Origin of the sequence: Actinoplanes sp. NBRC 103695, assembly GCF_030269485.1 — a bacterium.
Taxonomy (GTDB): Bacteria; Actinomycetota; Actinomycetes; order Mycobacteriales; family Micromonosporaceae; genus Actinoplanes.
Genome location: NZ_BSTL01000002.1, coordinates 408,443 through 435,430 on the forward strand (window position 1 = coordinate 408,443; position 26,988 = coordinate 435,430).

Here is a 26,988-nt window from a genome sequence, read left to right on the forward strand (position 1 = left end):
CGTGATACTCCTCAGCTTCCGGTCGTGTGACCGGTGATTTCGCCGACCTTGGCGAGGGCGGCGTTGGCCTTGGCCACCACGTTGTCAGCGGTGAACCCGAACTGCTCGAACAGGATCTTGGCGGGAGCGCTGGCGCCGTAGTGCTCGATGCTGACCGCCTCGCCGGCCTCACCCAGGATGCGGTCCCAGCTCATCCGGATGCCAGCCTCAACGGTTACGCGGGCTTTAACACCTCGCGGCAGAACCTGCTGCTGGTACGCGGTGTCCTGCTCGAAGAACCACTCCTGGCAGGGCATCGACACGACCCGGGTGGGTGTGCCGGCGGCCTCCAGGCGCTCCTGCGCGATGAGGGTGATCTCCACCTCGGAGCCGGTGGCGACCAGGATCACGCTCGGCGAGCCGTTCGACGCCTCGGACAGGATGTAGCCGCCCTTGAGGGTGCCCTCGGCGCTCGCGTACTTCGAGCGGTCGATGGTCGGCAGGTTTTGCCGGGACAGCGCCAGCGCGGTCGGCCGGTCGTTGTGCTCCAGCGCGCCCCGCCACGCCCACGCGGTCTCGTTCGCGTCGGCCGGGCGGACCACGTCGAGCCCGTGGATGGCGCGCAGCGCGGTCAGGTGCTCGATCGGCTGGTGGGTCGGGCCGTCCTCGCCGAGACCGATCGAGTCGTGCGTCCACACGTAGACGACGCCGACCTTCATCAGCGCGGAGAGCCGGACGGCGCCCCGCATGTAGTCGCTGAAGACCAGGAAGGTGCCGCCGTACGGGCGGGTGCCGCCGTGCACCGCGATGCCGTTCAGGACCGCGCCCATGCCGTGCTCACGGATGCCGAAGTGCAGCGTGCGGCCGTACTCGTTACCGGGGAACGCCTTGGTCGCGTACTCCGCCGGGATGAACGAGGGCTCGCCCTTCATCGTGGTGTTGTTGGACTCGGCCAGGTCGGCCGAGCCGCCCCACAACTCGGGCAGGACCGGGGCCAGCGCCTCCAGCACCTTGCCGGACGCGGCCCGGGTGGCCAGGCCCTTGGCGTCGGCCGGGAACTCGGGCAGCGACTTCTCCCAGCCCTCCGGCAGCTTCCGGCCGTCGAGGCGGTGGAACAGCGCGCTGGCGTCGTCGTTGGCCGCGGCCCACGCGTCGAACGACTTCTGCCACTCGGCGCGCAGTTCCTGGCCTCGGGCCTTGACCTGGCGGGTGTGCTCGATGACCTCGGCGGAGACGTCGAACGTCTTCTCCGGGTCGAAGCCCAGCACCCGCTTGGTGGCGGCCACCTCGTCGGCGCCCAGCGCGGAACCGTGGATCTTGCCGGTGTTCTGCTTGTTCGGCGCCGGCCACCCGATGATCGTGCGCAGCGCGATGAACGACGGCCGGCCGGTCTCGGCCTTCGCCGCCTGGATCGCCGCCCAGAGCGCCTCGACGTCCTCGTGGTAGTCGCCCTTGTCGGCGTCGCCGGTGCGCCAGTCGACGGTCTGGACATGCCAGCCGTACGCCTCGTAGCGCGCCGCCACGTCCTCGTTCTTGGCGATCCGGGTGTCGTCCTCGATGGAGATCTCGTTGTCGTCGTAGATCAGCGTGAGGTTGCCGAGCTTCTGCACCGCGGCGATGGCGCTGGCCTCGTGGCTGACGCCCTCCTCGATGTCACCGTCCGAGCAGATCGCGAAGATGCTGTGGTCGAACGGCGACGCGCCGGGCTCGCCGGTCGGGTCGAACAGGCCCCGCTCGCGCCGGGCGGCCATCGCCATGCCGACCGCGTTGCCGATGCCCTGGCCCAGCGGGCCGGTGGTGACCTCGACGCCGGGGGTGTGCCCGTACTCCGGATGGCCCGGGGTGAGCGAGTCCCACTGACGCAGCGAGGCCAGGTCGTCGATCTCCAGGCCGTAGCCGGAGAGGTAGAGCTGAATGTAGAGGGTGAGGCTGGAGTGGCCACAGGAGAGCACGAACCGGTCGCGGCCGGCCCAGTGCGGGTCGCTCGGGTCGTGCCGCATCACGCGGTTGAACAGCAGATAGGCGACCGGGGCAAGGCTCATCGCGGTGCCCGGGTGGCCGTTGCCGGACTTCTCGACGGCGTCCATCGCCAGGACGCGGACGGTGTCGACCGCCTGCTTGTCGAGGTCGGACCAATTCAGCTCTGGCAGCTTGGCAGCCACGTCGGTGTGCTCCTAGACATGGTGAGCGGACTTGTTATCAGAACTCTATGAAGTTGACCCTACTCATTCCCCGTAAACCCCCGCCCGGGTAACAGCACAGGCCCATACGCTGAGAGCGGACAGCAGGGTTCAAACATGTGACGCCCGGCATCTACGACGGGTCGTCGGAGGAGCCTCCCAGGCTGCGCGTAGTCTGTCCGAGCGTGCCGCCGGATCGACCCCGGCAACGGCCGTCAAGCACTTGTGCCGATGCCGGAAGGTGGCTGTCCGTGAGCATGATCACCGAGCGTCCCGCCCAGGGACGGTCGAGCGGCCCAGCGGCCCAGCCGACCGCCGAGAGGGACGGGACGACGGCCAAGCGCGACTTGCGGGCCGTCCTCGGTGCGTACGTGGCTCTCACCAAGCCGCGCATCGTCGAGCTTCTGCTGATCACCACGATCCCGGCCATGATGCTGGCCGCGGGCGGGCTTCCCGACCTGGGCCTGATGGCGATCGTGCTGGTCGGCGGCGCGCTGGCGGCCGGTGCGGCCAGCGCGCTCAACTGCTACATCGACCGGGACATCGACCAGCTCATGCGCCGCACCAAGCGGCGCCCGCTGCCGGCCCACAGTGTGACGCCGCGGGCGGTGCTGATCTTCGGGTTCACCCTCGCGGTGATCGCGGTGGCCCTGATGGCGGTCTTCACCAACTGGCTGGCGACCGCGCTGACCGCGGCCGCCATCTTCTACTACGACGTTGTCTACACGCTGTGGCTGAAGCGCCGGACCTCGCAGAACACCTTCTGGGGCGGCGTCTGCGGGGCCGCGCCGGTGATCATCGGATGGGCCGCGGTGACCGGCGGAGTCGGCCCGATGGGCTGGGCCCTCTTCGCAGTTGTCTTCTTCTGGCAGATGCCGCACTTCTACGCATTGGCCATCAAGTACAAGGACGACTACGCGCGGGCCGGCATTCCGATGCTGCCCGTGGTGCGTTCGGCGGCCCGGGTCAACCGGGAGATCCTGATCTTCACGGCGCTGACCGTGGCCGCCTCGGTGGCCGCGTGGCCGCTGGGCGAGAGCATCGGGCTGGGCCCGATCTACGGCGCCGCGGCTCTCGTCACCGGGGCGCTGTTCCTCGGCGAGGCGGTGCTCCTCGTACGCCGGTCGCGGGCCGGTCGGCCGCTGCGCCCGATGCGCCTGTTCCACTGGTCCACCACTTACCTGACGATTCTCTTCATCGCGGTGGCTGTCGACGCGTTGATCTAATGTCGGATTTGCCCGACACTGGGGGTACGTCCTTCGGTGGAACCGTGTCGGGGTGCAATTCGGACAAAATCGGTATGAACCAATGCGCGTCCAGGCTAAACCCGCAGGTAATTGGCATCACAATTCGCGGGCATGTCTGCTTGCCTTGCCTAGAAGTCTGCTTACTCTTCGGTTCATGGCAGACGGTTCCGATACGAATTTGACCGCGGGCATCAAGTCGTTCGCCGGCGAGCACGGCGGGGCGAAGGCGGTCATCGAGTACGTCGGCAAGAAGGGCGCGCGCATCGTCCTGGTCGGCGACGACGGCGAATGGTCCGACCAGTTCGCCGGCAGCACCGACGTGGCACGGCAGGCATGTGACGCCGCCGGGGTCCAGGTGGAGAACGAATGGGAGCGCGAGCTGATGGAGCAGATGCGCCCGAGCAACGACCTGTGGCGCTCGATGTCGCGCCGGAGCATGGCCCGCTGAGCTGAAAATCCAGAGCTGATCTGAAACGAGAGCTGATCTGATACCACGCATGACCCGAGAAGACTCAGCAGCGACCCGGGCCGAACCCCGGGTCGCTCTCGTTACGTGCGAGATGTTCCCCGAGCTGTACCAGGAGGAGTTCCACCTGCGGGACGCGTTACGCGCCCGTGGGGTGACCGTGGAGTCCCCGCTCTGGGACGACCCGGCGGCTGACTGGGCCTCGTACGACCTGGCGGTGCTGCGCTCGACCTGGGACTACCCGGCCCGCCGGGACGAGTTCGTGGCCTGGGCGCACACCGTGCCACGGCTGGCCAACCCGGCCGCCGTGGTCGAGTGGAACACCGACAAGCACTACCTGCGGGAACTGGCCGCGGCCGGGGTGCCCGTCACGCCCACCACGTTCGTGGAGCCGGGGGAGACCTGGCAGCCCGGGACCACCGGCGAGTGGGTGGTCAAGCCGACGATCAGCGCGGGCAGCAAGGACACCGGGCGGTACGCGTTCCCGGGCGAGGCGGACCTGGCCGTCAAGCACGTCGCCCGTCTGCATGAGGCCGGCCGCACGGCGATGGTCCAGCCGTACCTCACGGCGGTGGACGGGGTCGGCGAGACCGCCCTGCTCTACACCCCCGGACCGGACGGCACGCTCGGCTTCAGCCACTCGATCCGCAAGGGTCCGCTGCTCACCGGGCCGGACCTGGGCGACAAGGACGCCGGGTACGCCGAGGAGATCAGCCCGCGTACGGCCTCCGCCGAGGAGGTGGCGGTCGGCGACCGGGTGGTGGCGGCCCTGCCCGTGGGTCTGCTCTACGCCCGTGTGGACCTGATCCCGGGGCCGGACGGCGCGCCGCTGCTGGTCGAGGTCGAGCTGACCGAGCCGTCGCTGTTCTGGTCCTACGCCGAGGGCTCGGCCGAGCGGATGGCCGACGCCATCGTCGCCCGCCTCCGGTAGGACGCCCGCCTCCGGCAGGTCGCCCGCCTCCGGCAGGTCGCCCGCCTCCGGTAGGACGCGCTAGTCCTCGATGATCGAGAGCGCCTGCGACGGGCAGAGTGAGACGGCGTCCCGGGCCTGGTCCGCCGCCTCGCCTTCCGGATGGTCGACGAGCAGCGTGACGATGCCGTCATCGTCCTGGTCGAAGACGGCGGGACCGGTCAGTACGCACTGACCCGAGCCGACGCAGACGCCGGTGTCGGCCTTGATCCGCATGATGGCCTCCTCACCAGGTGACCGGGAGCTCGTACGCGCCGTAGATGGGTGCGTCGGACTTGAGCTTGATCTCGTCGACCGGTACGGCCAGCCGGAGCGTCGGGACGCGCCGGAAGAGGGTGTCGAACACGATCTGGAGCTCGAGGCGGGCCAGGTTCTGGCCGAGGCACTGGTGCGGCCCGTACCCGAAGGCGATGTGGTGCCGGGCGCCGCGTTCGATGTCCAGGTCGGCGGGGGCGGCGAAGACCGACGGGTCCCAGTTCGCGGACAGGCCGGAGACGATCACCCCGTCGTCGGCCGGGATTGTCACCCCGCCGATCTCCACGTCCTCGGTCGCCACCCGCGAGGTGGCCGTCTCGACGATGGTGAAGTAGCGCAGCAACTCCTCCACGGCCATCGGCGTCCGGCGCGGATCGGCCCTGAGCGCGGCCAGCTGTTCCGGGTGGTTGAGGAGGCCGATGACGCCGAGCGAGATCATGTTCGCCGTCGTCTCGTGGCCGGCCGCGAGCAGCAGGAAGGCCATGCTCACCAGACCCGGGTGGTCGAGGGCGCCCTGTTCGCGGCGGCGGGCGATCTGCCGGCTGAACAGGTCGTCGCCGGGCTCGGACTCCTTCCGGGTGATCAGCTCGCCGAGGTAGCCGCGCAGCTCGTCGACGGCGCGGGCGCGTTCCGGTTCGGGGGTGCGCCGGCTGATCAGCAGGGCGGTGCGGCTCTGGAAGAAGTCATGGTCGGCGTACGGCACTCCGAGTAACTCGCAGATCACCAGCGACGGCACCGGCAGCGACAGCGTCCGCACCAGGTCGACCGGGTGCTGCCGGGTGGCCAGCAGGTCGTCGATGAAGCCGTCGACGATCTGCTGGATGCGTGGCTGGAGCGCGGCCAGCCGCTTGACGGTGAACTCGCCGATCAGGGCGCGCCGCTCTGCCGCGTGCTCGGCGCCGTCCATGCCGATCAGGCTGGGCGCCTGGCGCCGGAAACGCTCCCGGAGCTGCTTGTCGGCACCGGGGATCGGGAAGTTGTCCCGCCGCCGGTCCGAGGAGAACCGGCGGTCGGCGAGGATCGCGCGCCCCTCGGCGTACTGGGAGACCCACCAGGCCTCGGTGCCGCCCTGGAGCCGGACCTTGCTGATCGGCGTCTGCTCGCGAACCTGCGAGTACTCGGCGGGCTCGGCGAACGGGCAGCCCCGCGCGACCGGGAACGCGACATCGTCGGTCGTGGCTGGAACGGTTTCGGTCACGATGATCATCCCCATCGATTATCCGGACGAATTCCCTCCGCTTACCGCATCGTAGCTAAGTGGACGGAATCCGTCCACACCCGACGGTGCGACCGGGGACGGCGGGCCGTGTCGGGTTCCGAGAGCGTGTGCACGGATGTCCGCGCTCGGCGGTGGCCGCCGCGATCGGGGGCCAGCCTCGAAAGATGTGTCGGACAGGGTCCGCGGCACCTCGCGGATCACCGCCTCTACCGGCTCGCCAGCCGGCCGATCACCTCGGCCCGCGTACCGTCAGCTGCCACACCTCCACAGGCGCGGTCAGCACTCCGCGTTCCGCCAGCACGCTCGGGTCGTCCGTCGCCGATCCTCACCGTCGTGCACGGGAACACGAGTCAGATCGACGTTTGTGCATACGAATCCAGTCCGGCCAGAGGTCGGAACCCGACCACACCGACCCCGCCCCACCTCGGCGGCCTGTGCGCAGGAGTTCGGCTCTGATCGGCCGGGCCGCCGGCTCGTGCGATACTCCGGCCACGATCGAGGTCAGAGGGGTATCGAGGTCAGAGGGGTGAGGTGCAGGTGGAGCAACAGGCCCCGCTCCGAGCCGACGCGCGCCGCAACCGGGAACAGATCATCGAGGCGGCCCGGATGATGTTCATCCGGATCGGCACGGACGTGCCGATGGATGAGATCGCCCGCGCGGCCGGGGTGGGCATCGGCACCCTGTACCGGCGCTTCCCGGACCGCAGTGAGCTGATCAAGGCGGTGAGCCTGGACAACCTGCAACGGATGGCCGAGATGGCCCGGCGGCTGGAACGGGACGAGCCGGATCCGGCGGTCGCCCTCGACGCCCTGCTGCACAGCATCCGCGACCTGTATCTGAGCTTCGTCATGACGTCGGTGTCGGCCGTCGCGGTCCGGGCCATCAAGGACGCGCCGGCGATCCAGGAGGAGCGCGACGAACTGCTCGCCGTGGTCAGCCGGCTGCTTCGCCGCTGCCAGGAGGCGGGCGCCGTCCGCCCGGACATCGCGGCCGGAGACCTGGTGCTGATGCTGGCGGCGGTGTCCCGGCTGGTGCCGGTCGCCGACGACGAACTCGGCGAGATGGCCTTCCAGCGGTTGTTCGCGCTGATGATGGACGCGTTCCGGCCCACGGCCGCGTCGGTGCTGCCGGGCCGGCCCGTCGACTATCAGGACGTCGAGCACCTGCGTCACCACGGCGGGCTCGCCGGATTCGGACGAATCGCCCCCGCCGCGGGTTAGGGCGCGGCTAGGCCGAGGTGGTGGCCGGTACCGGCCGCGCGGCCGGCGCGACCGGGGCGGCGGCGGGTGCGGCGAGCGAGCGGACCGCCGCCAGGGTGGCGATCCAGACCAGCGTGGCGCCGAGCATGTGAGCGCCGACCAGCAGCACCGGCAGGTGCGTGAAGTACTGCACGAAGCCGATCAGGCCCTGCCCGAGCTCCACCAGGACGAGCACACCGGCCGCCCGGACGGCGGCCGGTGGCGCGTTCACCGCCCGCAGCGCGAACCACAGCGCCACGGACAGGCCGATCAGCAGGAACACCAGGTCGGCGTGGGCCTGGGAGATGTTCGTCGGGTCGAAGCCGTTGCGCGGCGTGGTCTCGTCGCCGGCGTGCGGGCCGCTGCCGGTGACCACCACGCCGACCAGGATCACCGCCGCGCTCACCACGGTCGTGATGCGGCCCAGGGTGCGCAGCGGGACCGGCACCAGAGGGACACGCGGGCCGTCCGGCTCGGCGGTGCGCTGCCAGAGCACGTACGCCCCGGCGGTCATCACCATCGAGATCACGAAGTGGGCGCCGACGATCCACGGGTTGAGGCCGGTGAGCACCGTCACACCGCCGACCGCGCCCTGGGCCACCACGCCGAGCCCGAGCACGAAACTGAGCCGGGCCTGCGACCGCCGCCGGGGGTGCTCCAGCAGGGCGGCGATGAAGGTGGCCAGCGCGATCAGCCCCAGCAGCACGCCGAGCAGCCGGTTGCCGAATTCGATCGCGCCGTGCACGCCCATCTCGGCGGTCGTCGTGTACGACGCGGCGGTGCACTTGGGCCAGGTGGGGCAGCCGAGGCCGGAGCCGGTCAGGCGTACCGCGCCGCCGGTCACGACCAGCAGGGCGTTGGTGATCAGCGACGCCAGTGCCAGGGGGCGCAAAGGGAGGCGAACGGTCACCAGGCGGATCGTACGCGGGTGTTCCGGATCACCGGCGGGCTGGTTTGCGGCCGCCCGCCGAAATACGTAACGTTGGCGTAGTGAAATACGAGGTGCTGATCCGGAGCAGCGCGGTGGCCACGGCCGCCACGCCGGACGGACGCACCCGTGACCGGGTCACCCAGCTGCTGATGGAGCGTGGCGCGGCCACCGCGGCCGAGCTCGGCGCCCAGCTCGGGTTGAGCCCGGCGGCGATCCGCAAGCACCTCGACGCGATGCTCGCCGACCAGCTCGTCGAGGTCCGCGAGACCCGCAACCTCGCCCCGCGGGGCCGGGGCCGGCCGGCCAAGACGTTCGTGCTCACCGCCGCCGCCCGCGAGAGCTTCCCGCACTTCTACGACGGCCTGGCCGCGGCCGCGCTGCGCTGGATCAACGACCAGTGCGGCCCCGAGGCGGTCAGCGCCTTCGCCGCCACCCAGGTCTCCTCGCTCGAGGAGCGCTGCCGCACCGCTCTGCTGGAGGCCGGGGACGACCCGATCGCCAGGGCGGAGGCACTCGCCGAGGCGCTCACCGCCGAGGGATACGCTGCCAGCGCGACCACGATCGCGACCGGCGGCCAGCTCTGTCAGAACCACTGCCCGGTGGCGCACGTGGCCGCCGAGTTCCCCCAGCTGTGCGACGCCGAGACCGCGGTCATCTCGCGGCTCGTCGGCACCCACGTGCAGCGTCTCGCCACCATCGCGCACGGCGACGGGGTGTGCACCACGCACATCCCGGGTCCAGCGCGGGAAATTGCAACCACGGTTAGGACGGATACATGACCGACCAGATCGTCTCTCAGGAAGAGCACCTCGCCGCCCTGGGCAAGTACGAATATGGCTGGGCCGACGCCGATACCGCCGGGGCGACCGCCCAGCGCGGCTTGTCGGAGGCCGTGGTGCGCAACATCTCCGCGCTCAAGAACGAACCGCAGTGGATGCTCGATCTGCGGCTCAAGGGCCTGCGCCTGTTCGACCGCAAGCCCATGCCGAACTGGGGCGCCGACCTCACCGGCATCGACTTCCAGAACATCAAGTACTTCGTGCGCTCCACCGAGAAGCAGGCCGCCACCTGGGACGACCTGCCCGCCGACATCAAGAACACGTACGACAAGCTGGGCATCCCGGAGGCTGAGAAGCAGCGTCTGGTGTCCGGCGTCGCCGCGCAGTACGAGTCCGAGGTCGTCTATCACAAGATCCGTGAAGACCTCGAGGAGCAGGGCGTCCTCTTCCTCGACACCGACACGGCCCTGCGTGAGCACGAGGACGTCTTCAAGGAGTACTTCGGCACGGTGATCCCGGTCGGCGACAACAAGTTCGCCGCGCTGAACACGTCCGTGTGGTCGGGCGGCTCGTTCATCTACGTGCCGAAGGGCGTGCACGTCGATATCCCGCTGCAGGCCTACTTCCGGATCAACACGGAGAACATGGGCCAGTTCGAGCGGACGCTGATCATCGTCGACGAGGGCGCCTACGTGCACTACGTCGAGGGCTGCACCGCGCCGATCTACTCGTCCGACTCGCTGCACTCGGCGGTCGTCGAGATCATCGTCAAGAAGAACGCCCGCTGCCGGTACACGACCATCCAGAACTGGTCGAACAACGTCTACAACCTGGTCACCAAGCGCGCCACCTGCGAAGAGGGCGCGACCATGGAGTGGGTCGACGGCAACATCGGCTCCAAGGTGACGATGAAGTACCCGGCCGTCTACATGACCGGCCCGCACGCCAAGGGCGAGGTGCTCTCGGTGGCGATGGCCGGCGAGGGTCAGCACCAGGACGCCGGCGCCAAGATGGTGCACGCCGCGCCGCACACCTCCTCGTCGATCATCTCCAAGTCGATCGCCCGGGGCGGTGGCCGCACGTCGTACCGCGGCCTGGTGCAGGTCCTGGACGGCTCGCACCACAGCGCCAGCACGGTCAAGTGCGACGCGCTGCTGGTCGACACGATCTCCCGGTCGGACACGTACCCGTACGTGGACATCCGCGAGGACGACGTGAACATGGGCCACGAGGCGACCGTGTCCAAGATCAGCGACGACCAGCTCTTCTACCTGATGAGCCGGGGCCTGACCGAGGACGAGGCGATGGCGATGATCGTGCGCGGCTTCATCGAGCCGATCGCCAAGGAACTGCCCATGGAGTACGCGCTCGAGTTGAACCGCCTGATCGAACTCCAGATGGAAGGGGCAGTGGGCTAATCCATGTCCACCGAGACAACCGCGCCGCCGCCCAGCACCAAGTCACAGGTGCTGCGGTCCTTTGACGTCACCGACTTCCCCAAGGTCGGCGGGCTCGAGGAGGAGTGGCGTTTCACCCCGATCAAACGGCTCGGTGAGCTGATCACCGCGACCGCGCTGACCGGTGTCGCGCCGGAGTGGCAGCACGACCAGCTGCCGCCCGGCGTGTCGATCAAGGACGTCGAGTCGGTCGACGCGATCCTCACGCCGTTCGACCGGATCAGCGCCCTGGCCTACGGCTCGGCCGCCGGCGTCACGCTGATCGACGTCGCCGCCGAGACCGAGGTCGACGAGCCGGTGCTCATCCGGCGGGTCGGCGCCGGTGGCGCGGCGGCGGGCGCGCGCACGTACGTCAGGCTCGGGAACTTCGCCAAGGTCACGCTGATCCTGGAGCAGACCGGCGACGCCACCCTGGCCGACAACATCGAGGTCGTGCTGGGTGACAGCGCGCAGCTGACCTTCGTGACGCTGGACGAGTGGGCCGCCACCGCGGTGCACGCCCAGCACATCAAGTTCCAGGTCGGGCGCGACGCGCGGGTCGAGCACGTGCAGGTCACTCTCGGCGGCGATGTGGTCCGGCAGTTCACCAGCGTCGAGTACGCCGGGCGCGGCGGCGACGCCGAGCTGTGGGGCATCTACTTCGCCGACGCCGGTCAGCACATCGAGCACCGGCAACTCGTCGACCACGGTGTGCCGGACTGCCGCAGCTACGTCGGCTACCGCGGCGCCCTCCAGGGCGAGTCGGCCAAGACCGTCTGGGTCGGCGACGTGGTCATCCGGGCCACGGCCACGGGCACCGAGACGTACGAGATCAACCGGAATTTGATCCTGACCGACGGGGCGATCGCTCACTCCGTACCCAATCTCGAGATCGAGACCGGCGAGGTCGCCGGCGCCGGACACGCGAGCGCGACCGGCCGCTTCGACGACGAGCAGCTGTTCTACCTGATGGCGCGCGGCATCCCCGAGGGTGAGGCCCGCAAGCTGGTGGTGCGCGGCTTCTTCGCCGAGCTGATCAACAAGATCCCGTCCGAGCAGCTGCGCGAGCGACTGGGAGACGCGATCGAGGCCCGGCTGACCAAGGCGGGCTCTTGAGATGAGCTTCGCGTTTGTGGGGCCGGTCGACGTGGTGGCGAAAGGCGCGGTCCACGCCACCGAGATCGACGGTGTCGAGATCGCGATCGTGCACGCCGACGACGACCAGTTCTACGCCGTCCGCGACGAGTGCTCGCACGCCTCCATCGCGCTCTCCGAGGGCGAGGTCGACGGCTGCACGCTCGAGTGCTGGCTGCACGGGTCGCGCTTCGACCTGCGTACCGGTGAGCCCTCCGGCCCACCCGCCACCGAGCCCGTGGCGACCTTCCCCGTCGAGATCCGCGACGGCGACATCTACGTATCGACGACACCGAGCAATGGAGTTATGCCGTGAGCACCCTCGAGATCCGCGACCTGCAGGTGTCGGTGAAGCTGCCCGAGGGCCAGCTGAAGCCGATCCTGGCCGGCGTCGACCTGACCGTCCGGTCCGGTGAGACGCACGCCATCATGGGTCCGAACGGATCCGGCAAGTCCACGCTGGCCTACTCCATCGCGGGCCACCCGAAATACCAGATCACCGGCGGCACGGTCACCCTCGACGGCGAGGACGTGCTGGCGCAGACCGTCGACGAGCGAGCCCGGGCCGGCCTCTTCCTGGCCATGCAGTACCCGGTCGAGGTGCCCGGCGTGTCGGTGGCGAACTTCCTGCGTACCGCCAAGACCGCCATCGACGGCGAGGCGCCGAAGCTGCGTACCTGGGCCGGCGAGCTGCGTGGCGCCATGGAGAAGCTGCACATGGACCCGGCGTTCGCCCAGCGCAACGTCAACGAGGGCTTCTCCGGCGGTGAGAAGAAGCGGCACGAGATCATGCAGCTCGAGCTCCTCAAGCCGAAGATCGCGATCCTCGACGAGACCGACTCCGGGCTCGACATCGACGCGCTCAAGATCGTCTCCGAGGGTGTGAACCGGGTCCGCGCGACCGGCGAGACCGGCCTGCTGCTGATCACCCACTACACGCGCATCCTCCGTTACATCAAGCCGGACTTCGTGCACGTCTTCGTGGCCGGCAAGATCGTCAAGGAGGGCGGCCCGGAGCTCGCCGAAGAGCTCGAGGCTTCTGGTTACGCCGAGTTCGTCGAGAAGGCGGGCGCCCCGGCATGACCGCCTGCACCGAGCGGCAGGACCCGGCGGCTGTGGACGGCACAGTGGGCGAGGGCCAGAAGGGCATGCCAAAGGAGGCGCAGCCATGACGGCCTTCGACGTCGCGCGGGTTCGGGAGGACTTCCCGATCCTGAGCCGGGAGATCAACGGGCATCCGCTGGTCTACCTCGACAGCGCCAACACCTCGCACAAGCCGGTGCAGGTGCTCGACGTCATGCGGACGTACTGGGAGCGGCACAACGCCAACGTGTCGCGCTCGGTGCACACGCTCGGCACCGAGTCGACCACCGCGTACGAGGACGCCCGCGCCAAGGTGGCGACGTTCATCGGCGCCCGGTCGCCCGACGAGGTCGTGTTCACCAAGAACTCGACCGAGGCGATCAACCTGGTGGCGCACTCGCTGGGCGCTTCGGTGGGCCCCGGCGATGAAGTCGTGATCTCCGAGATGGAGCACCACTCCAACATCGTGCCGTGGCAGCTCCTGTGCGAGCGGACCGGCGCGACGCTGCGGTGGTTCGGCATCACCGACGACGGTCTGCTGGACGAATCCGGCCTCGCCGAGCTGATCAACGAACGCACCAGGATCGTTTCGCTGGTGCACATGTCGAACATCCTCGGCACCATCAACGACGTCTCCCGGATCATCGCCCGCGCCCACGAGGTCGGCGCGCAGGTGCTGCTGGACTGCTCGCAGTCGGTGCCGCATCTGCCGCTCGACGTCGTCGAGCTGGGCGCCGACCTGATCGCGTTCACCGGCCACAAGATGCTCGGCCCGACCGGCATCGGCGTGCTCTGGGCCCGCGCGGACCTGCTCCGCGAGATGCCGCCGTTCCTCGGTGGCGGCTCGATGATCGAGACCGTCACGATGGAACGCACCACCTACGCCGCGCCGCCCGCCCGGTTCGAGGCCGGCACCCCGCCGATCGCCGAGGCGGTCGGCCTCGGCGCCGCCGTGGACTATCTCTCCGCGATCGGCATGCGGGAGATCCACGAGCACGAGATCGAGCTCACCGGGTACGCCTTGAAGACGCTGGCCGGCATCGACGGCGTGCGGGTCTACGGCCCCGGTACGCCCGACGGCCGCGGCGGCACGGTCTCCTTCGACGTCGCCGGGGTGCACCCGCACGACGTCGGGCAGATCCTGGACGACCTGGGTGTCGAGGTCCGCGTGGGGCATCATTGCGCTCGTCCGGTGTGCGCCCGCTTCGGCGTCTCGTCGATGACTCGCGCGTCGTTCTACCTCTACAACACCACTGCGGAGATCGACGCGCTGGCCGCCGGGGTCGAGCAGGTGAAGAAGGTGTTCTCGTGATGATGGCCTCGCCCAGCTCGGCGGGCGCTGCTCCCCGAGGAGTCGTTGTCGGCGCCACCGGTCTCCGGCCGGGAAAGTGCGCCCGTCCAGAAACCGGCGTCCCCGACAACGACGGGAGCAACGCATGACGGACCAGCTGTACCAGGAGATCATCCTGGACCACTACAAGCACCCGCATGGGCGTGGGCTGCGCGATCCGTACTCCGGTGAGGCGCACCACGTGAACCCGACGTGCGGCGACGAGATCACGGTCCGGGTCACGGACGATCTTTCCGACATCTCGTACGACGGGATGGGGTGCTCGATCAGCCAGGCGTCCGCGTCCGTGCTGCACGAGCTGCTCAAGGGCAAGCCGATCGGTGAGGCGGCGAAGATCCATGAGGCGTTCGTCGAGCTGATGCAGGGTCGCGGTCAGGTCGAGCCGGACGAGGAAGTACTGGGCGACGGGATCGCTTTCGCCGGGGTCGCGCGGTACCCGGCCCGGGTCAAATGTGCGCTGCTGCCGTGGATGGCGTTCAAGGACGCCGCGGCACGTGCCGGTGTGGAGGTAACGGTATGACGGACGACACTGCTGCTTCGGCGGCTCCCGCTTCGGCCGACGAGGCTGCTGCCTCGGTCGGCACGGCCCCCGCCTCGGTCGGCACGGCCCCCGCCTCGGTCGGCACGGCCCCCGCCTCGGTCGGCACGGCCCCCGCCTCGGTCGGCACGGCCCCGGCTTCGGTCGGCACGGTGCCTTCCGAGGTCTCGAAGGCCTCGATCGCCGACATCGAGGAGGCCATGAAGGATGTGGTCGACCCCGAGCTCGGCATCAACGTGGTCGATCTCGGCCTCGTCTACGGCGCGCACGTGGACGACGAGAACGTCGCCACGCTGGACATGACACTGACCTCGGCGGCCTGCCCGCTCACCGACGTCATCGAGGACCAGACCCGCGCGGCCCTGACCACCGGACCCGGCGGGGGACTGGTCAAGGACTTCCGGATCAACTGGGTGTGGCTGCCGCCGTGGGGCCCCGACAAGATCACCGACGAGGGCCGCGACCAGCTGCGCGCGCTGGGCTTCAACGTCTGAGATCGGTTCTGTCGTACCCCGCTGCTAAAACTTCGGGCATGGATTACCTGTCTCTGATCGCCTCGCGCTCCGCCGTGCTGCGGGACGCGGTCGCGTCGGCTTCTTCGCTCGACGCCCGCGTCCCCGGCTGTCCTGACTGGACGCTGCACGACCTCACCACCCACCTCGGTGGGGTGCAGCGCTTCTGGGCCCAGGCGGTCCGCCTGCGCGGCGAGCGCCCCACCTGGCATGAGCCGTCGCCCGGTGACGATCTGCCGGGGTGGTTCACGGCCTCCACCGACGAGCTGCTGGCGGCGCTGAGCGAGGCGGCGCCCGACCAGCCGTGCTTCACGTGGTGGAGCGCGTCCGGCGCCCCCGAGACGGCCGGCGCGGTGGCCCGCCACCAGGTGCAGGAGGCGGCCGTCCACGCCTGGGACGCCGAGGAGACCATCGGCAAGCCGACCCCGCTGCCCCTCGAGGTGGCGGCCGACGCGATCGCCGAGTTCGCCGAGGTCAGCCTGGGTTCCTCAGGCGCCTGGCCGCATCCGCCGGCGATCCTGACGTTGTCGGCCGCCGAGGGCCAGGCCTGGTCCATCGGCCTGTCCCCATCCGGCGCGACCCTGCTCACCACCCCACCGACCGAGTCCGCCACGACCGTCACCGGCGCGGCCAGTGACCTGCTGCTCGGCCTCTACGGCCGCAGCCCGCGCGCCGACCTCACCGTCACCGGCGACCCGGCCGTCCTCGACAACCTGCGCTCATGGGTCAACACGGACTGACCTGCTGGCAGTCACCTCGGCCGGCTTCGGCAACTTGCGCTCATGGGTCAACACGGACTGATCTGCTGGCAGTCACCTCGGTCGGCTTCGGCAATCTGTGGGCGTGGGTCGGCTGTGGGCGTGGGTCGACGCGGACCGTCCTGCGCCGGGAGTCTCAGCTCAGCCGGTGGAGAGCGTCGGTGATGGCCGTTCTGAGTTGTTCGCCGTAGGCGTCGGCCGGGAGTGCGGCGACATGGCCGGATGCCCGTTCGTAAGCGGCCCGGGCGTCGGCCAGGTCGCCCAACCGTTCGCTGGCCATGGCCACGCCGATGTGCAGCGACGGGTAGAAGGCGGCGACCCGGTCGTCACCGACGGCGTCGGCGTGGGCCAGGGCCTCCTGGTTCCAGCGCAGGGTCTCCGTGGGCTCGTCCTGGTGCCGGGCCAGGTAATGCGCCGCGACGCACGCCTCGTAGTCGTCGGCGCGGCCGGCCCAGGCTTGCTCGAACAAGACCTTCGCGTCGGCGAGCCGCCCCTCAGCCTCGGCGCGCATGCCGTCCTGACACAGCTTCAGCACGTGGTTGTCGAGATCCATCGTCATCCGGGGATCGTGAAGGCTCGACAAGGTCGAGGGTCAAGCCCGTCAGGCGCGGATGGTCATGCGGGTGACCAGGTCGTCGGCGATCTGGAAGCGGAAGTGGCTCTCGCCGTTGAAGCCGTTGCCCGAGACGGTGGCGGTGACCACGTACTCGTCGTGGTCCCAGACGGCGGCGGACGGGTCGAGCTTGGCCTGGACGCCGATGTTGTCGGTGCTGTCCCAGCCGCGGATGCCGTCGTGGCCGTGGAGGCGGCGGCCCCAGTCGTCGATCACGCCGCCGGCGGTGAAGGCGGCCACGAAGGCGTCGGAGTCGGCGGCGTTCGTGGCGTCGAAGACGGCCTGCACCGGCGGCAGGAGGCTGATGCTCATGGCGGGACCGCTTCTCGCTATGCCGCCGGGTTCGGCGGGGTGGGCGTGACCTCGGACAGATGGTCGACGGTGTTGTAGCGGTCCAGGACGAGCGTGCCGGAGCGGCCGTCGAAGACCGAGATCGACGCGTTGCGGACGCCGGCCGCCGAGACGTCGGTGACCGCGTCCCAGTCGAGGCCCTCGACCACCGCGCGCATCATCAGGACCACCGCGTCGTGGGCGGTCACCACCACGCGGCGGCCGGCGTGCTCGGTGTTGATGTCCTCGAGGAACGAGGTCAGCCGGACCCGGATGTCGCCGAACGACTCGCCGTTCGGGGGCTTCCACTGGAAGTCGACGGTGCCGTGGAAGCGGGCCTCGTCGGGGAAATCGCGGGCGACCGCCGCGCGGGTCATCATCTCCAGGTCGCCCAGGAGGCGGTCGACCAGGCGTTCGTCGGTGAGCGCCGGCGGGAAGCTCAGGCCGGACGCCTCCGCGGCGATCCGCCACGTCTCGCGGGCGCGCAGGTACGGCGACGTGATCGGGACCTCGGGGACGCGGTCGGCGGGCAACCCGGCCAGCCAGGCGCCGACCGCCTCGGCCTGCGCACGCCCCAGGTCGGTGAGCTCCACGTCGCGGTCGGGGCCGGTGAGACCGCTGTCCACATGGCCTTGGGCGTCAGCCGCGGGGAACGCGACGTTGGCGGCACTTTGACCATGCCGGAGAAGGATCAGTTCCGAAACGACAGACACTCCCTGAGCCTAGGTCCTGGCCGCGGAAATCGGTGGCGCGATCTTGGGCGGCTCCGCATGATGTCCGCGTGACTGCCATTCGCCTGACTCGGGTCTCTGTTCGCGCCGGCCTCCCCGCCGCGCGACAGCAGAAGCCCGCCGGCGAGATGGCGGTCCTTCTCCAGCAGTCATGAGCGGGGCGTTTCTGGCCGGTGTCGTCGCCGGCTACGGCATCGCTGTGCCCGTCGGCGCCATCGGGGTGCTGATCGTCTCGCTCAGCGCCCGGGAATCGTTGCGGGTCGGCGCCGCCGCGGGGCTGGGTGCGGCCACCGCGGACGGGATCTACGCGGTGCTCGCCGTCGCCGGAGGGTCGGCCGTCGCGGGCGTGCTGGCGCCGGTCGCCACGCCGCTGCGGTGGGTGGGCGCCGGTGTGTTGCTGGTGTTCGCCGGGATCACCGCGGTGGGCGCCGTACGGCGACGGGAGACTCCGCCCGCCGACCGTGGACGACCGGCCGGCGTGCTCACGGCGTACCTCAGCATCTTGGGTCTGACCTTGTTGAACCCGGCCACGGTCGTCTATTTCGTGGCGCTCGTGCTGGGGCGCGGCGACGCGGGCGGCGGGCTGTGGTTCGTGGCGGGGGCGTTCCTCGCGTCGGCGAGCTGGCAGCTGGCCGTCGCGGGTGGTGGCTCGCTGGTCGGGCGGCTGCTGACAGGTACGCGCGGGCGGCTCGTCACCGCGCTGATCTCCAGCGCGGTGATCGCCGCGCTGGCCGTACACATGCTGGTGGGTTAGGTCCTGTCTCGTGGATCACCCTCTGGTCCGCGCCTCGCGCTTCGGGTGATCCGCGAGACAGGACCGAACGGTCGTCGACGTCAGAGGTGTTTCGTCGCCTCGCGGACCGACAGCGGGGACAGCACGTCGCGGTGGGCGTCGACGTAGCCGCGTACGGCCGCCGGGTCGGTGCGGGCGTAGTGGCGCAGCGCCCAGCCGATCGCCTTGCGGATGAAGAAGTCGCGGTGGCCGGCCTGGGCGGTGCAGTAGGAGAACAGCCGGCGGGTGTCGGTCGCGGTACCCCAGCGCAGCTGGTGCAGGATCGCCGTCCGGGACAGCCACAGGTTGTCGTCCGCCGACCAGTCGTCCATCGTCGCGACCAGCTCGGGATGCGCGCGGACCAGGTCGCCGACCACCCGGGTGGCCAGCGGGTCGACGGTGTCCCACCAGGACTTCGTGGTGATGATCGTCCGCAGCGTCGGCAGGAACCCGGGCCCCAGGGCGCCGGCCCGCAGGATCTCGCAGGCGAAGTACTGGAACTCGCGTTCGGGCAGGTCCCAGCAGCGCAGCACGATCGCGCGCAGGTCGTCCTCGCCCGGGCGGGGCAGGCCACGCATCACCGTCCCGGACAGCTTGCGGACCAAAGGCAGAGGCAGGCCGAGGTACGGGAACTGATCGCGCATGTAGGCCTGTTGCTGCTGGGCCCGTTCCGGGTCGGCTTCCTGCTCGAAATCCGGCACGAGGCGAGACAGCACCTGGTCGGCCACGCTGCTCATGCCAGGATCATAGGGTGATCGCATGAGTGCGCGACCGGCTGCGGGCGGCGGGCGATGGGTGGACGTCGACCCGTCGCGGCTGAAACGCTGGCTGGAGAACTTCGCCACCCGGCACGGCGCCTACACCACGGACGGGCTGACCGTGACCGCGTCGGACGGGGCGGCCGCCACCTTCGAGGCGCCGCCGGGGGCCGCGGACGTACCCGATCTCGCTGCCCTGCTGCTCACCGCGACCGCGCCTCGCACGCTGGGCCTGCTTCTCGCCCGCAAGGGCGCGGTCGCGGTCGGTGTCGCGGCCGGCACCGAGCTGACCGTCTCCAAGGTCGACACGCACTACGTGCAGGGCCGGACCGCGGCGGGTGGGTGGTCGCAGCAGCGCTTCGCGCGCCGCCGGGCCAATCAGGCGAAGGCGGCCACTGCCGACGGCGCCGGCATCGCGGGGCGCGTCCTTCTTCCTCGGGTACGCGAGCTGGACGCGCTCGTCGCCGGAGGTGACCGGTCGGCAGCCGACGCGATCCTCGCCGCCCGTGACCTGGCGCCGCTGGCCGCCCTGCGCGCCGACAGGTTCCTGGACGTGCCCGAGCCGCGGCACGCCGTCCTGGTGTCGGCGATCGCCGCGGCCCGAGCCGTGCGCGTCCTCGTCAGGGACCCCTGAGCCCCGGCTTAGCTGACGGCTCCCTGCTTGAAGGTGTCGCAGGTCTTCGGGTCGCCGGACTCGAAGCCGGTGCGGAACCACTGCTGGCGCTGGGCGGACGTGCCGTGGGTGAACTCGGCCGGGTTGACCGTGCCGCCGCCGCGCTGCTGGAGCGTGTCGTCGCCGATCTTGGCGGCGGTGTCCAGCCCCTCCTGGATGTCCTGGTCGGTGATGCTGGTGAAGATCTTCTGGCCGCTGCCGTCGTCGGTGCCGGTGGCGTTCTTGGCCCAGGCGCCGGCGTAGCAGTCCGCCTGCAGTTCCAGCTTGACGCTCAGCGCGTTCTGCTGACCGGGGTCACGCTGCTGCTGGCGGCGCATCTCGGCCTCGGTGCCGGTGAGGTCCTGGATGTGGTGGCCGTACTCGTGGGCCAGGACGTACGGCTGGGCGAACTCGCCGGGCGCGCCGAGCTGGTCGGCGAGCAGCTTGTAGAAGGTGAGGTCGATGTACACCCGGTCGTCGCCGGGGCAGTAGAACGGCCCGACACCGGAGTCGGCGGCGCCGCACGCGGTGCTCACCCGGTTGGCGAAGAACACCGTCTTGGCCGGCTTGTACGGGTCGCCGAACTGCTGCGGCATCGCCTCGACCCAGTAGTCCTGGATCGAGTTGACGTAGAGGGCGTTGCGGCAGTCCAGCTTCTCGGTGGCGTCGGGCTGCGAGCACTCCGCCGACAGCGAGGTGTTGTCGCCGGACTGCGGCTCGTTGCCGCCGGTGGCCTGGTTGATCCCGAAGTAGCCGCCGACAACGGCGAGCACCAGGCTGATGATGATGCCGGTGATGCCCCCGCCACCGATGGGCAGGCCGCCGATCCCGCCGCCGCCACCGCCGCCGGAGCCGCGCTGGTCGTCGATCTGGCTCGTGTCGACCCGGGCGTTTTCGTTGAGCTCCATCTCACCCTCATTCGTGCATACGCAGGTGGGCCGCTTGTACCCGATGGCTGTGTGAACTAATCGGTTGGGAAGTGCCACCGGCCGCCCGGTAGACTATCGGCCGTGAAGCTCACCGAAGGCTGACCGCCCCGCACCGACCATCCGCTCGGCTGGCCGGTGCTTAGGCGTGCCTTAAATCAGCCTTCGAGCTCTGAGAGCGAGTCTTAATCATGATCACCGCCACCGGCCTGGAACTCCGCGCGGGCGCACGCATCCTGATCAGCCCCACCACGCTGCGCGTACAGCCCGGCGACCGGATCGGGCTGGTCGGGCGCAACGGCGCGGGCAAGACCACCACGCTGAAGGTGCTGGCCGGCGAGGGCCAGCCGTTCGCCGGCGAGGTGACCCGCACCAGCGAGGTCGGTTACCTGCCACAGGACCCGCGCACCGGCGACCTCAACGTGACCGCGCGGGACCGCGTACTCTCCGCCCGAGGTCTTGATGTCCTGCTCTCCGAGATGCAGAAGCTCGAAGTACAGCTCGAGGAGAGCAGTGACGACAAGCTGATCCGGCGGTACGGCAGCCTGGAGGACCAGTTCGCCAGCCTGGGCGGGTACGCCGCCGAGGCCGAGGCCGCCCGGATCTGCTCCAACCTGGGCCTGCCCGACCGGGCGCTCGCGCAGACCATCGGCACCCTGTCCGGCGGTCAGCGGCGGCGCATCGAGCTGGCCCGCATCCTGTTCCAGAACTCGGGCCAGAACGGCAAGGGCATCCTGTTGCTCGACGAGCCGACCAACCACCTGGACGCCGACTCGATCACCTGGCTGCGCGGCTACATGGCGGCGCACAAGGGCGGGCTCGTGGTGATCAGCCACGACGTGTCGCTGCTGGAGGCGGCGGTCAACAAGGTCTGGTACCTGGACGCCAACCGCTCGATCGTCGACATGTACAACGTGGGCTGGAAGACGTACCTGGAGCAGCGCGAGACCGACGAGCGCCGGCGCCGCCGCGAGCGGCAGAACGCGGAGAAGAAGGCCGGTGCGCTGATGGCGCAGGCCGACAAGATGCGGGCGAAGGCGACCAAGACGGTGGCCGCGCAGAACATGGCCCGGCGCGCCGAGCGGTTGCTCAGCGGGCTCGAGGAGGTACGCACCAGCGACCGGGTCGCCAAGGTGCGGTTCCCGCAGCCGGCGTCCTGCGGGCGTACGCCGCTGACCGCGACCGGGCTGTCCAAGTCGTACGGGTCGCTGGAGATCTTCGCCGACGTGGACGTGGCCGTCGACCGCGGCTCCCGGGTGGCCATCCTGGGGCTGAACGGCGCGGGCAAGACCACCCTGCTGCGGATCCTCGGCGGGCACCTGGCCAGCGACACCGGCGAGGTGCGGCCGGGGCACGGCCTGCGGCTGGGCTACTACGCGCAGGAGCACGAGACGCTGGACGTCGACCGGACGGTGCTGGAGCACATGCGCAGCGCCGCGTCCGAGCAGACGGACACCGAGCTGCGGAAGATCCTGGGCGCGTTCCTGTTCTCCGGCGACGACGTGGACAAGCCGGCCGGGGTGCTCTCCGGTGGCGAGAAGACCCGGCTGGCCCTGGCCACGCTGGTCTGCTCGGGCGCCAACGTGCTGCTGCTCGACGAACCGACGAACAACCTGGACCCGGTCAGCCGGGAGCAGGTGCTCGACGCGATCGCCAACTACCCGGGCGCGATCGTCCTGGTGACCCACGATGCGGGTGCTGTGCAGGCGTTGAAGCCCGATCGGGCGATCCTGCTGCCCGACGGTGACGAGGACGCGTGGAGCGACGATCTGCTCGAACTGGTCGAGTTGGCGTGATCTGTCCCAATTGATCCTGATCATCGTGCGTGTCTGTTTGTCAACTGGACGTCGCACAGGGTGTGCGACGTCTGACCGCCAACGGTCAGAACGGACACGACATCGGTCAGCGTGGTGAGCGTTAACATTCCCGGAGCTCTGCCCGTTCGGTCAGTGGATCAGGGCTCTGGGTGAGCAACGCATCGACGTACGGTGACCCTCGACGAAGTGGTTCATGGTCGATGTTTGTGCTGGTGATCGTGGGTCTTGAAGCTCGGGCGCCGAGCGCCGGCAGAGTGGGGACGACGGTCCATTCATGCGCGGAGCAGGCCTTCGGCAATCTGTCTGACATTGATGCGCGTGGTCATCGTCAAGTTCCTGACAGTGATAATTGGGCACGTTGGGGAGGGCGAGATGCCTGGCGCATGATCGTCGGAGGCGTTCTAATAGGTGAGACCGTATGAACCGCACAGTCTGGGACGTGAGGATTCAACATGCCAGCCACGGGCACAGCTACCAGCACTGAGAAGGGTCGCCGAATCGTCGGAAGCGAGCGGCAGACGCTCGCCAAGGACCTGGTGAAGCGTTACACCTCCGGCGAGAGCATTCGCGCGTTGGCCGCATCGACCGGCCGGTCGTACGGATTCGTGCATCGGGTGCTCACCGAGTCGGGCGTTCAGCTCCGCCAGCGTGGCGGCGCCCGTCGGCGCAAGAAGGCGTGACGACCAGCAGCAACGACGCCGGCGTCGGCTACGAGCAGGACGGGCCGATAGCGACGGTCACCCTGTCGCGGCCCGATGTGCTCAATGCGCAGACTCCGGCCATGTGGGCAGAGCTCGGCAACATTTCCCGGAAATTGCCGGGAGAGGTTCGAGTCGTCATTGTCCGGGGTGCGGGGCGCGCATTTTCCGCCGGCCTCGATCTGTCGGTGGCGCGCAGTCAGGGCGATTCTTCGTTCCCCGATCTGGCGCGCTTACCGGCGGACGAGTGCGCGGAGCGGATTGCCGCGTTCCAGTCCGCGTTCACGTGGTTGCGTGAACCATCCGTGGTGACGATCGCGGCCGTGCAAGGCCATGCCATCGGCGCGGGTTTTCAGCTCGCGCTCAACTGCGACATGCGGGTGCTGGCCGACGACGCGCGGTTCTGCATGGCCGAGGTGAGCCTGGGACTGGTCCCGGATCTGGGCGGTACGAAACGCCTGACCGAGCTCGTCGGCCCGTCCCGCGCCCTGGAGATCTGCGTCACCGGCCGGCGCATCTCGGCCGACGAGGCCGACCGGATCGGCCTGGCCACCGCGGTGGTGCCCCGCGCCGACCTGGACGCGGCGGTGGCCGACCTGGCGGCCGCGATACTGTCCGCCGATCGGGGGGCGGTCGCCGAGATCAAGGGCCTGATCGCCGGGGCGGGTGCGCGGACCTACGCGGAACAGGACCGGGCCGAACGGGAAGCGCAGACCCGGCGGCTGGCCGACCTTCTGGAAGCCGACCTTCTGGAATAAGGGCCTTCGGGAGGAAAGTTGTCGTACCCGGCGGGCAGACTCCAGGTCTGACCCTCCGGGAGGTGAGCGATGACGAGCCCGATGAACAGCTGGATGATGCTGCGGTCGATCGAGAAGGCCGACGGCGTCAACAAGCACAAGCTCAGCACGGGCGTCACCCGGCGGATCGTCGAGTTCGCCCGGCCCTACCGCGCCGACATCACCGTCTTCCTGGTGACCGTCGTGTTCGCCGCGGTCATCGGCGTCGCCACGCCGGTGCTCGCCGGCCACGTCGTCAACGCGATCACCGGCAACGACCCCTCCGCCGCGGGGACCGTCATCCGGCTCGCGCTCCTGATCGGTGGCCTGGCCGTCGTCGACGCGTTCCTGTCGCTGGCCCAACGGTGGTACTCAGCCCGGATCGGCGAGGGCATCATCCTCGACCTGCGCACCCGGGTCTACGACCACGTCCAGCGCATGCCGCTGCAGTTCTTCACCCGCACCCAGACCGGCGCCCTGGTCAGCCGGCTCAACAACGACGTGACCGGCGCGCAGCGGGCGTTCACCTCGACCCTGTCCGGCGTGGTCAGCAACGTCATCCAGCTCGTGCTCACCGCGGCCGTGATGATCAGCCTGTCCTGGCAGATCACTCTGCTCTCGGTGGTGATGCTGCCGCTGTTCATCATCCCGGCCCGCCGGGTCGGCAAGCGGCTGGCGGAGATCACCCGGGAGTCGTACAACCTGGACGCGAAGATGAACGCGACCATGACCGAGCGGTTCAATGTGTCCGGTGCGCTGCTGGTCAAGCTGTTCGGCCGGCCCGAGACCGAGGCGCGGCGGTTCGGCGAGCGCGCGGCCCGGGTGCGTGACATCGGGGTCCAGCAGGCGATGTACTCGCGCACGTTCTTCGTGGCGATGCTGCTGGTCGCTTCCCTCGCGCAGGCCCTGACGTACGGGCTGGGCGGCTGGCTCGCGGTCACCGGCAGCGTCACGGCCGGCACCGTGGTGACGCTGGCGCTGCTGCTCACCCGCCTCTACGGCCCGCTCACCGCGCTGAGCAACGTGCGCGTCGACGTGATGAGCGCGCTGGTCTCCTTCGACCGGGTCTTCGAGGTGCTCGACCTCGCGCCCGGCATCGCCGAGAAACCGGATGCCGTCCCCGTGGGGGAGGGGCGCCTGGAGTTCCGCCAGGTCCACTTCCGCTACCCGGCCGCCGACGAGGTCTCCCTGGCGACCTTGGAGGACGTGGCGACGCTCGACCGGCGGGAGAACGCGCCGGTGCTCCGCGGCGTCGACTTCACCGTCGAGCCCGGGCAGATGGTCGCCCTGGTCGGCCCGTCCGGCGCCGGCAAATCCACCACGTCGATGCTGGCGTCCCGGGTCTACGACGTGACCGACGGAGCGGTGCTGGTCGGCGGGGTCGACGTGCGCGACGCGACGCTCGCCTCCCTGCGCGACACGATCGGCGTGGTCACCCAGGACTCCCACCTCTTCCACGAGACGATCAGGGAAAACCTGTCGTACGCGGCGCCGGACGCGACCGAGGACGACATGTGGGAGGCGATCCGCGGGGCACAGGTCGAGGATCTGGTCCGTCGCCTCCCCGACGGACTGGACACCGTCGTGGGGGAACGCGGCTACCGCTTCTCCGGCGGCGAGAAACAGCGGATCGCCATCGCGCGGCTGCTGCTCAAACACCCGTCGATCGTGATTCTCGACGAGGCCACGGCCCACCTCGACAGCGAGTCGGAGGCGGCGGTCCAGCGGGCGCTGTCGGTGGCGCTCACCGGCCGGACCGCGCTGGTCATCGCCCACCGGCTGAGCACCGTGCGCGACGCCGACCTGATCCTGGTGATGGACGACGGGCGGATCGTCGAGCGCGGCCGCCACGAGCAGCTGGTCGCCGCCGGCGGACTCTACGCCGAGCTGTACCGCACGCAGTTCGCGGTGGCGGACAGCCCGCCGTCGCCACTCCCGGACGACGCCGAGACGATCGTCGTCCCGGTGCCTGACAAGATTGCGCCGTGACTCCAGACGGCCCTGTGACTTTAGATGGCCCCGTGACTCCAGACGGCCCCGTGACTCCAGACGGCCCCGTGACTTTAGACGGCCCTGTGACCAGAGCCCGGGGTGACGCCGCCGCGCCGGCCGAGTCGTTCACCGAGGAACACTTCGTCAACCTCTACCTGGCGAAGGACGACCCCTGGGACAACGCCACGAAATGGAGCGACCGCCGCAAGTATGCGATCACCGCGGCGTCGTTGCCCCGCGAGCATTACCGGCGCGCCTACGAGCCCGGCTGTGCCGTCGGCGAGCTCACCCGCCTGCTGGCGCCGCGCTGCGACTCTTTGCTCGCGGTGGACTGCGTGGACGCGGCCGTCGAGCAGGCGTCGGCGGCGGTCGCGTCGTTCCCGCACGTCGAGATCGCGCGGGCGTTGCTGCCGGCCGAGCTGCCGACCGGCACGTTCGACCTGATCGTCATCGGTGACCTGCTCTACTACCTGTCGGCCGCCGACCTCACCGCGCTGCTCGACGGGTTGCTCGCCCGCCTCGAGCCGGGCGGCGACATCGCGGCCGTCCACTTTCGCGACCGCGGCGGCGCGGGCAACTACGACGGGTTCAACGTGCACGAGACCCTGATCGCGCGGCCCGGGCTGGAGCACGTCGTACATCATTCCGACGACTGGTTCGTCCTCGACATCCTCACCGCGGCGAGATGACCGTCGGCCTGCTCCGCGCGGCGACCTGGCCGTCGGCCTGCTCCGCGCGGCGACCTGGCCGTCGGCCTGCTCCGCGCGGCGACCTGGCCGTCGGCCTGCTCCGCGCGGCGACCTGGCCGTCGGCCTGCTCCGCGCGGCGACCTGGCCGTCGGCCTGC

29 protein-coding genes are annotated in these 26,988 nt (G+C 69.8%); 20 read left to right on the top strand and 9 right to left on the bottom strand.

Annotated elements, in window-relative coordinates; all coding sequences use genetic code 11:
• Positions 1 to 11: 11 nt before the first annotated feature.
• Entirely contained in the window at positions 12 to 2,141 is a 2,130-nt protein-coding gene (gene tkt, locus QSK31_RS04225; protein WP_285681068.1) for a transketolase, read from the bottom strand.
• A 275-nt stretch (positions 2,142 to 2,416) separates the two neighbouring features.
• Here tkt and QSK31_RS04230 point away from each other — a divergent pair, with 275 nt between their 5' ends.
• From QSK31_RS04230 to QSK31_RS04240, 3 genes are all read left to right on the top strand, one after another.
• Positions 2,417 to 3,385, top strand: a complete 969-nt coding sequence (locus tag QSK31_RS04230; RefSeq protein WP_285681419.1) for a heme o synthase — start codon at positions 2,417 to 2,419, stop codon at positions 3,383 to 3,385.
• 175 nt (positions 3,386 to 3,560) lie between these two features.
• Positions 3,561 to 3,854 carry a hypothetical protein gene (locus QSK31_RS04235; RefSeq protein ID WP_285681070.1) on the top strand — a complete coding sequence of 98 codons (294 nt, stop codon included), beginning with the start codon at positions 3,561 to 3,563 and terminating at the stop codon, positions 3,852 to 3,854.
• A gap of 49 nt (positions 3,855 to 3,903) precedes the next feature.
• Positions 3,904 to 4,803: an ATP-grasp domain-containing protein gene (locus QSK31_RS04240; RefSeq protein ID WP_285681072.1), complete on the top strand. Its 900-nt coding sequence runs from the start codon at positions 3,904 to 3,906 to the stop codon at positions 4,801 to 4,803.
• A 60-nt stretch (positions 4,804 to 4,863) separates the two neighbouring features.
• On the opposite strand, the gene QSK31_RS04245 is transcribed toward QSK31_RS04240, so the two are convergent.
• Together QSK31_RS04245 and QSK31_RS04250 are read right to left on the bottom strand one after the other, a co-directional pair.
• Positions 4,864 to 5,058: a ferredoxin gene (locus QSK31_RS04245; protein WP_285681074.1), complete on the bottom strand. Its 195-nt coding sequence runs from the start codon at positions 5,056 to 5,058 to the stop codon at positions 4,864 to 4,866.
• Positions 5,059 to 5,068: 10 nt separating this feature from the next.
• Complete coding sequence (locus QSK31_RS04250; RefSeq protein WP_502872894.1) at positions 5,069 to 6,304, bottom strand: cytochrome P450; 1,236 nt, start codon at positions 6,302 to 6,304, stop codon at positions 5,069 to 5,071.
• 549 nt (positions 6,305 to 6,853) lie between these two features.
• Between QSK31_RS04250 and QSK31_RS04255 the strand changes: the two genes are divergently transcribed.
• Positions 6,854 to 7,537: a TetR/AcrR family transcriptional regulator gene (locus QSK31_RS04255; protein WP_285681079.1), complete on the top strand. Its 684-nt coding sequence runs from the start codon at positions 6,854 to 6,856 to the stop codon at positions 7,535 to 7,537.
• A gap of 7 nt (positions 7,538 to 7,544) precedes the next feature.
• Here QSK31_RS04255 and QSK31_RS04260 read toward each other — a convergent pair whose 3' ends face one another.
• Positions 7,545 to 8,465 (bottom strand): COX15/CtaA family protein, encoded by a 921-nt coding sequence (locus tag QSK31_RS04260; RefSeq protein ID WP_502872895.1) that lies wholly within the window; start codon positions 8,463 to 8,465, stop codon positions 7,545 to 7,547.
• Between the two features lie 80 nt (positions 8,466 to 8,545).
• On the opposite strand from QSK31_RS04260, the gene QSK31_RS04265 reads away from it, so the two are divergent.
• The 9 genes from QSK31_RS04265 to QSK31_RS04305 all read left to right on the top strand — a co-directional run bounded on the left by QSK31_RS04265 (position 8,546) and on the right by QSK31_RS04305 (position 16,059).
• Entirely contained in the window at positions 8,546 to 9,265 is a 720-nt protein-coding gene (locus QSK31_RS04265) for a helix-turn-helix transcriptional regulator (protein ID WP_502872896.1), read from the top strand.
• Positions 9,262 to 10,683: a Fe-S cluster assembly protein SufB gene (sufB, locus tag QSK31_RS04270; RefSeq protein WP_285681081.1), complete on the top strand. Its 1,422-nt coding sequence runs from the start codon at positions 9,262 to 9,264 to the stop codon at positions 10,681 to 10,683. The genes QSK31_RS04265 and sufB overlap by 4 nt, the downstream gene beginning before the upstream one ends.
• Positions 10,684 to 10,686: 3 nt before the next feature.
• Positions 10,687 to 11,817 carry a Fe-S cluster assembly protein SufD gene (sufD, locus tag QSK31_RS04275; protein WP_285681083.1) on the top strand — a complete coding sequence of 377 codons (1,131 nt, stop codon included), beginning with the start codon at positions 10,687 to 10,689 and terminating at the stop codon, positions 11,815 to 11,817.
• Between the two features lies 1 nt (position 11,818).
• Complete coding sequence (locus QSK31_RS04280; RefSeq protein WP_285681084.1) at positions 11,819 to 12,151, top strand: non-heme iron oxygenase ferredoxin subunit; 333 nt, start codon at positions 11,819 to 11,821, stop codon at positions 12,149 to 12,151.
• Positions 12,148 to 12,918 carry a Fe-S cluster assembly ATPase SufC gene (gene sufC, locus QSK31_RS04285; RefSeq protein ID WP_285681086.1) on the top strand — a complete coding sequence of 257 codons (771 nt, stop codon included), beginning with the start codon at positions 12,148 to 12,150 and terminating at the stop codon, positions 12,916 to 12,918. The genes QSK31_RS04280 and sufC overlap by 4 nt, the downstream gene beginning before the upstream one ends.
• An 85-nt stretch (positions 12,919 to 13,003) precedes the next feature.
• Entirely contained in the window at positions 13,004 to 14,230 is a 1,227-nt protein-coding gene (locus tag QSK31_RS04290; RefSeq protein ID WP_285681088.1) for a cysteine desulfurase, read from the top strand.
• Positions 14,231 to 14,354: 124 nt separating this feature from the next.
• The gene (sufU, locus tag QSK31_RS04295) at positions 14,355 to 14,789 is read left to right on the top strand and encodes a Fe-S cluster assembly sulfur transfer protein SufU (protein ID WP_285681090.1); all 435 of its coding nucleotides are present in this window, start codon (positions 14,355 to 14,357) and stop codon (positions 14,787 to 14,789) included.
• Positions 14,786 to 15,301, top strand: a complete 516-nt coding sequence (locus tag QSK31_RS04300) for a metal-sulfur cluster assembly factor (protein WP_285681092.1) — start codon at positions 14,786 to 14,788, stop codon at positions 15,299 to 15,301. Before sufU ends, QSK31_RS04300 begins: the two co-directional genes overlap by 4 nt.
• A gap of 38 nt (positions 15,302 to 15,339) precedes the next feature.
• A complete protein-coding gene (locus tag QSK31_RS04305; protein ID WP_285681094.1) occupies positions 15,340 to 16,059 on the top strand; it encodes a maleylpyruvate isomerase family mycothiol-dependent enzyme in 720 nt (239 codons plus the stop codon).
• 154 nt (positions 16,060 to 16,213) lie between these two features.
• On the opposite strand, the gene QSK31_RS04310 is transcribed toward QSK31_RS04305, so the two are convergent.
• Genes QSK31_RS04310 through QSK31_RS04320 form a run of 3 tightly spaced genes read right to left on the bottom strand, consistent with a single transcriptional unit; the run spans position 16,214 to position 17,733 of the window.
• Complete coding sequence (locus QSK31_RS04310; protein ID WP_285681096.1) at positions 16,214 to 16,636, bottom strand: hypothetical protein; 423 nt, start codon at positions 16,634 to 16,636, stop codon at positions 16,214 to 16,216.
• 42 nt (positions 16,637 to 16,678) lie between these two features.
• The gene (locus QSK31_RS04315; RefSeq protein WP_285681098.1) at positions 16,679 to 17,002 is read right to left on the bottom strand and encodes a nuclear transport factor 2-like protein; all 324 of its coding nucleotides are present in this window, start codon (positions 17,000 to 17,002) and stop codon (positions 16,679 to 16,681) included.
• Between the two features lie 17 nt (positions 17,003 to 17,019).
• Positions 17,020 to 17,733, bottom strand: coding sequence for a histidine phosphatase family protein (locus QSK31_RS04320; protein WP_285681100.1), 714 nt, complete (start codon positions 17,731 to 17,733; stop codon positions 17,020 to 17,022).
• Positions 17,734 to 17,902: 169 nt separating this feature from the next.
• On the opposite strand from QSK31_RS04320, the gene QSK31_RS04325 reads away from it, so the two are divergent.
• The gene (locus QSK31_RS04325) at positions 17,903 to 18,505 is read left to right on the top strand and encodes a LysE/ArgO family amino acid transporter (RefSeq protein WP_285681102.1); all 603 of its coding nucleotides are present in this window, start codon (positions 17,903 to 17,905) and stop codon (positions 18,503 to 18,505) included.
• A gap of 80 nt (positions 18,506 to 18,585) precedes the next feature.
• Here the strand turns inward: QSK31_RS04325 and QSK31_RS04330 are convergent, their stop codons facing one another.
• Entirely contained in the window at positions 18,586 to 19,260 is a 675-nt protein-coding gene (locus QSK31_RS04330; protein WP_285681104.1) for a DNA alkylation repair protein, read from the bottom strand.
• 22 nt (positions 19,261 to 19,282) lie between these two features.
• Between QSK31_RS04330 and QSK31_RS04335 the strand changes: the two genes are divergently transcribed.
• Positions 19,283 to 19,915, top strand: a complete 633-nt coding sequence (locus tag QSK31_RS04335) for an acVLRF1 family peptidyl-tRNA hydrolase (protein ID WP_285681106.1) — start codon at positions 19,283 to 19,285, stop codon at positions 19,913 to 19,915.
• Between the two features lie 8 nt (positions 19,916 to 19,923).
• On the opposite strand, the gene ypfJ is transcribed toward QSK31_RS04335, so the two are convergent.
• Entirely contained in the window at positions 19,924 to 20,841 is a 918-nt protein-coding gene (gene ypfJ / locus QSK31_RS04340; RefSeq protein ID WP_285681108.1) for a KPN_02809 family neutral zinc metallopeptidase, read from the bottom strand.
• Positions 20,842 to 21,050: 209 nt separating this feature from the next.
• Between ypfJ and QSK31_RS04345 the strand changes: the two genes are divergently transcribed.
• From QSK31_RS04345 to QSK31_RS04365, 5 genes are all read left to right on the top strand, one after another.
• Positions 21,051 to 22,655, top strand: a complete 1,605-nt coding sequence (locus QSK31_RS04345; protein WP_285681110.1) for an ABC-F family ATP-binding cassette domain-containing protein — start codon at positions 21,051 to 21,053, stop codon at positions 22,653 to 22,655.
• A gap of 473 nt (positions 22,656 to 23,128) precedes the next feature.
• Positions 23,129 to 23,356, top strand: a complete 228-nt coding sequence (locus QSK31_RS04350) for a helix-turn-helix domain-containing protein (protein ID WP_285681112.1) — start codon at positions 23,129 to 23,131, stop codon at positions 23,354 to 23,356.
• Positions 23,353 to 24,132, top strand: coding sequence for an enoyl-CoA hydratase/isomerase family protein (locus tag QSK31_RS04355; RefSeq protein WP_285681114.1), 780 nt, complete (start codon positions 23,353 to 23,355; stop codon positions 24,130 to 24,132). Before QSK31_RS04350 ends, QSK31_RS04355 begins: the two co-directional genes overlap by 4 nt.
• Before the next feature lie 69 nt (positions 24,133 to 24,201).
• The gene (locus QSK31_RS04360) at positions 24,202 to 26,139 is read left to right on the top strand and encodes an ABC transporter ATP-binding protein (protein WP_285681116.1); all 1,938 of its coding nucleotides are present in this window, start codon (positions 24,202 to 24,204) and stop codon (positions 26,137 to 26,139) included.
• A gap of 86 nt (positions 26,140 to 26,225) precedes the next feature.
• Positions 26,226 to 26,831: an SAM-dependent methyltransferase gene (locus QSK31_RS04365; protein WP_285681118.1), complete on the top strand. Its 606-nt coding sequence runs from the start codon at positions 26,226 to 26,228 to the stop codon at positions 26,829 to 26,831.
• Positions 26,832 to 26,988: the final 157 nt, after the last annotated feature.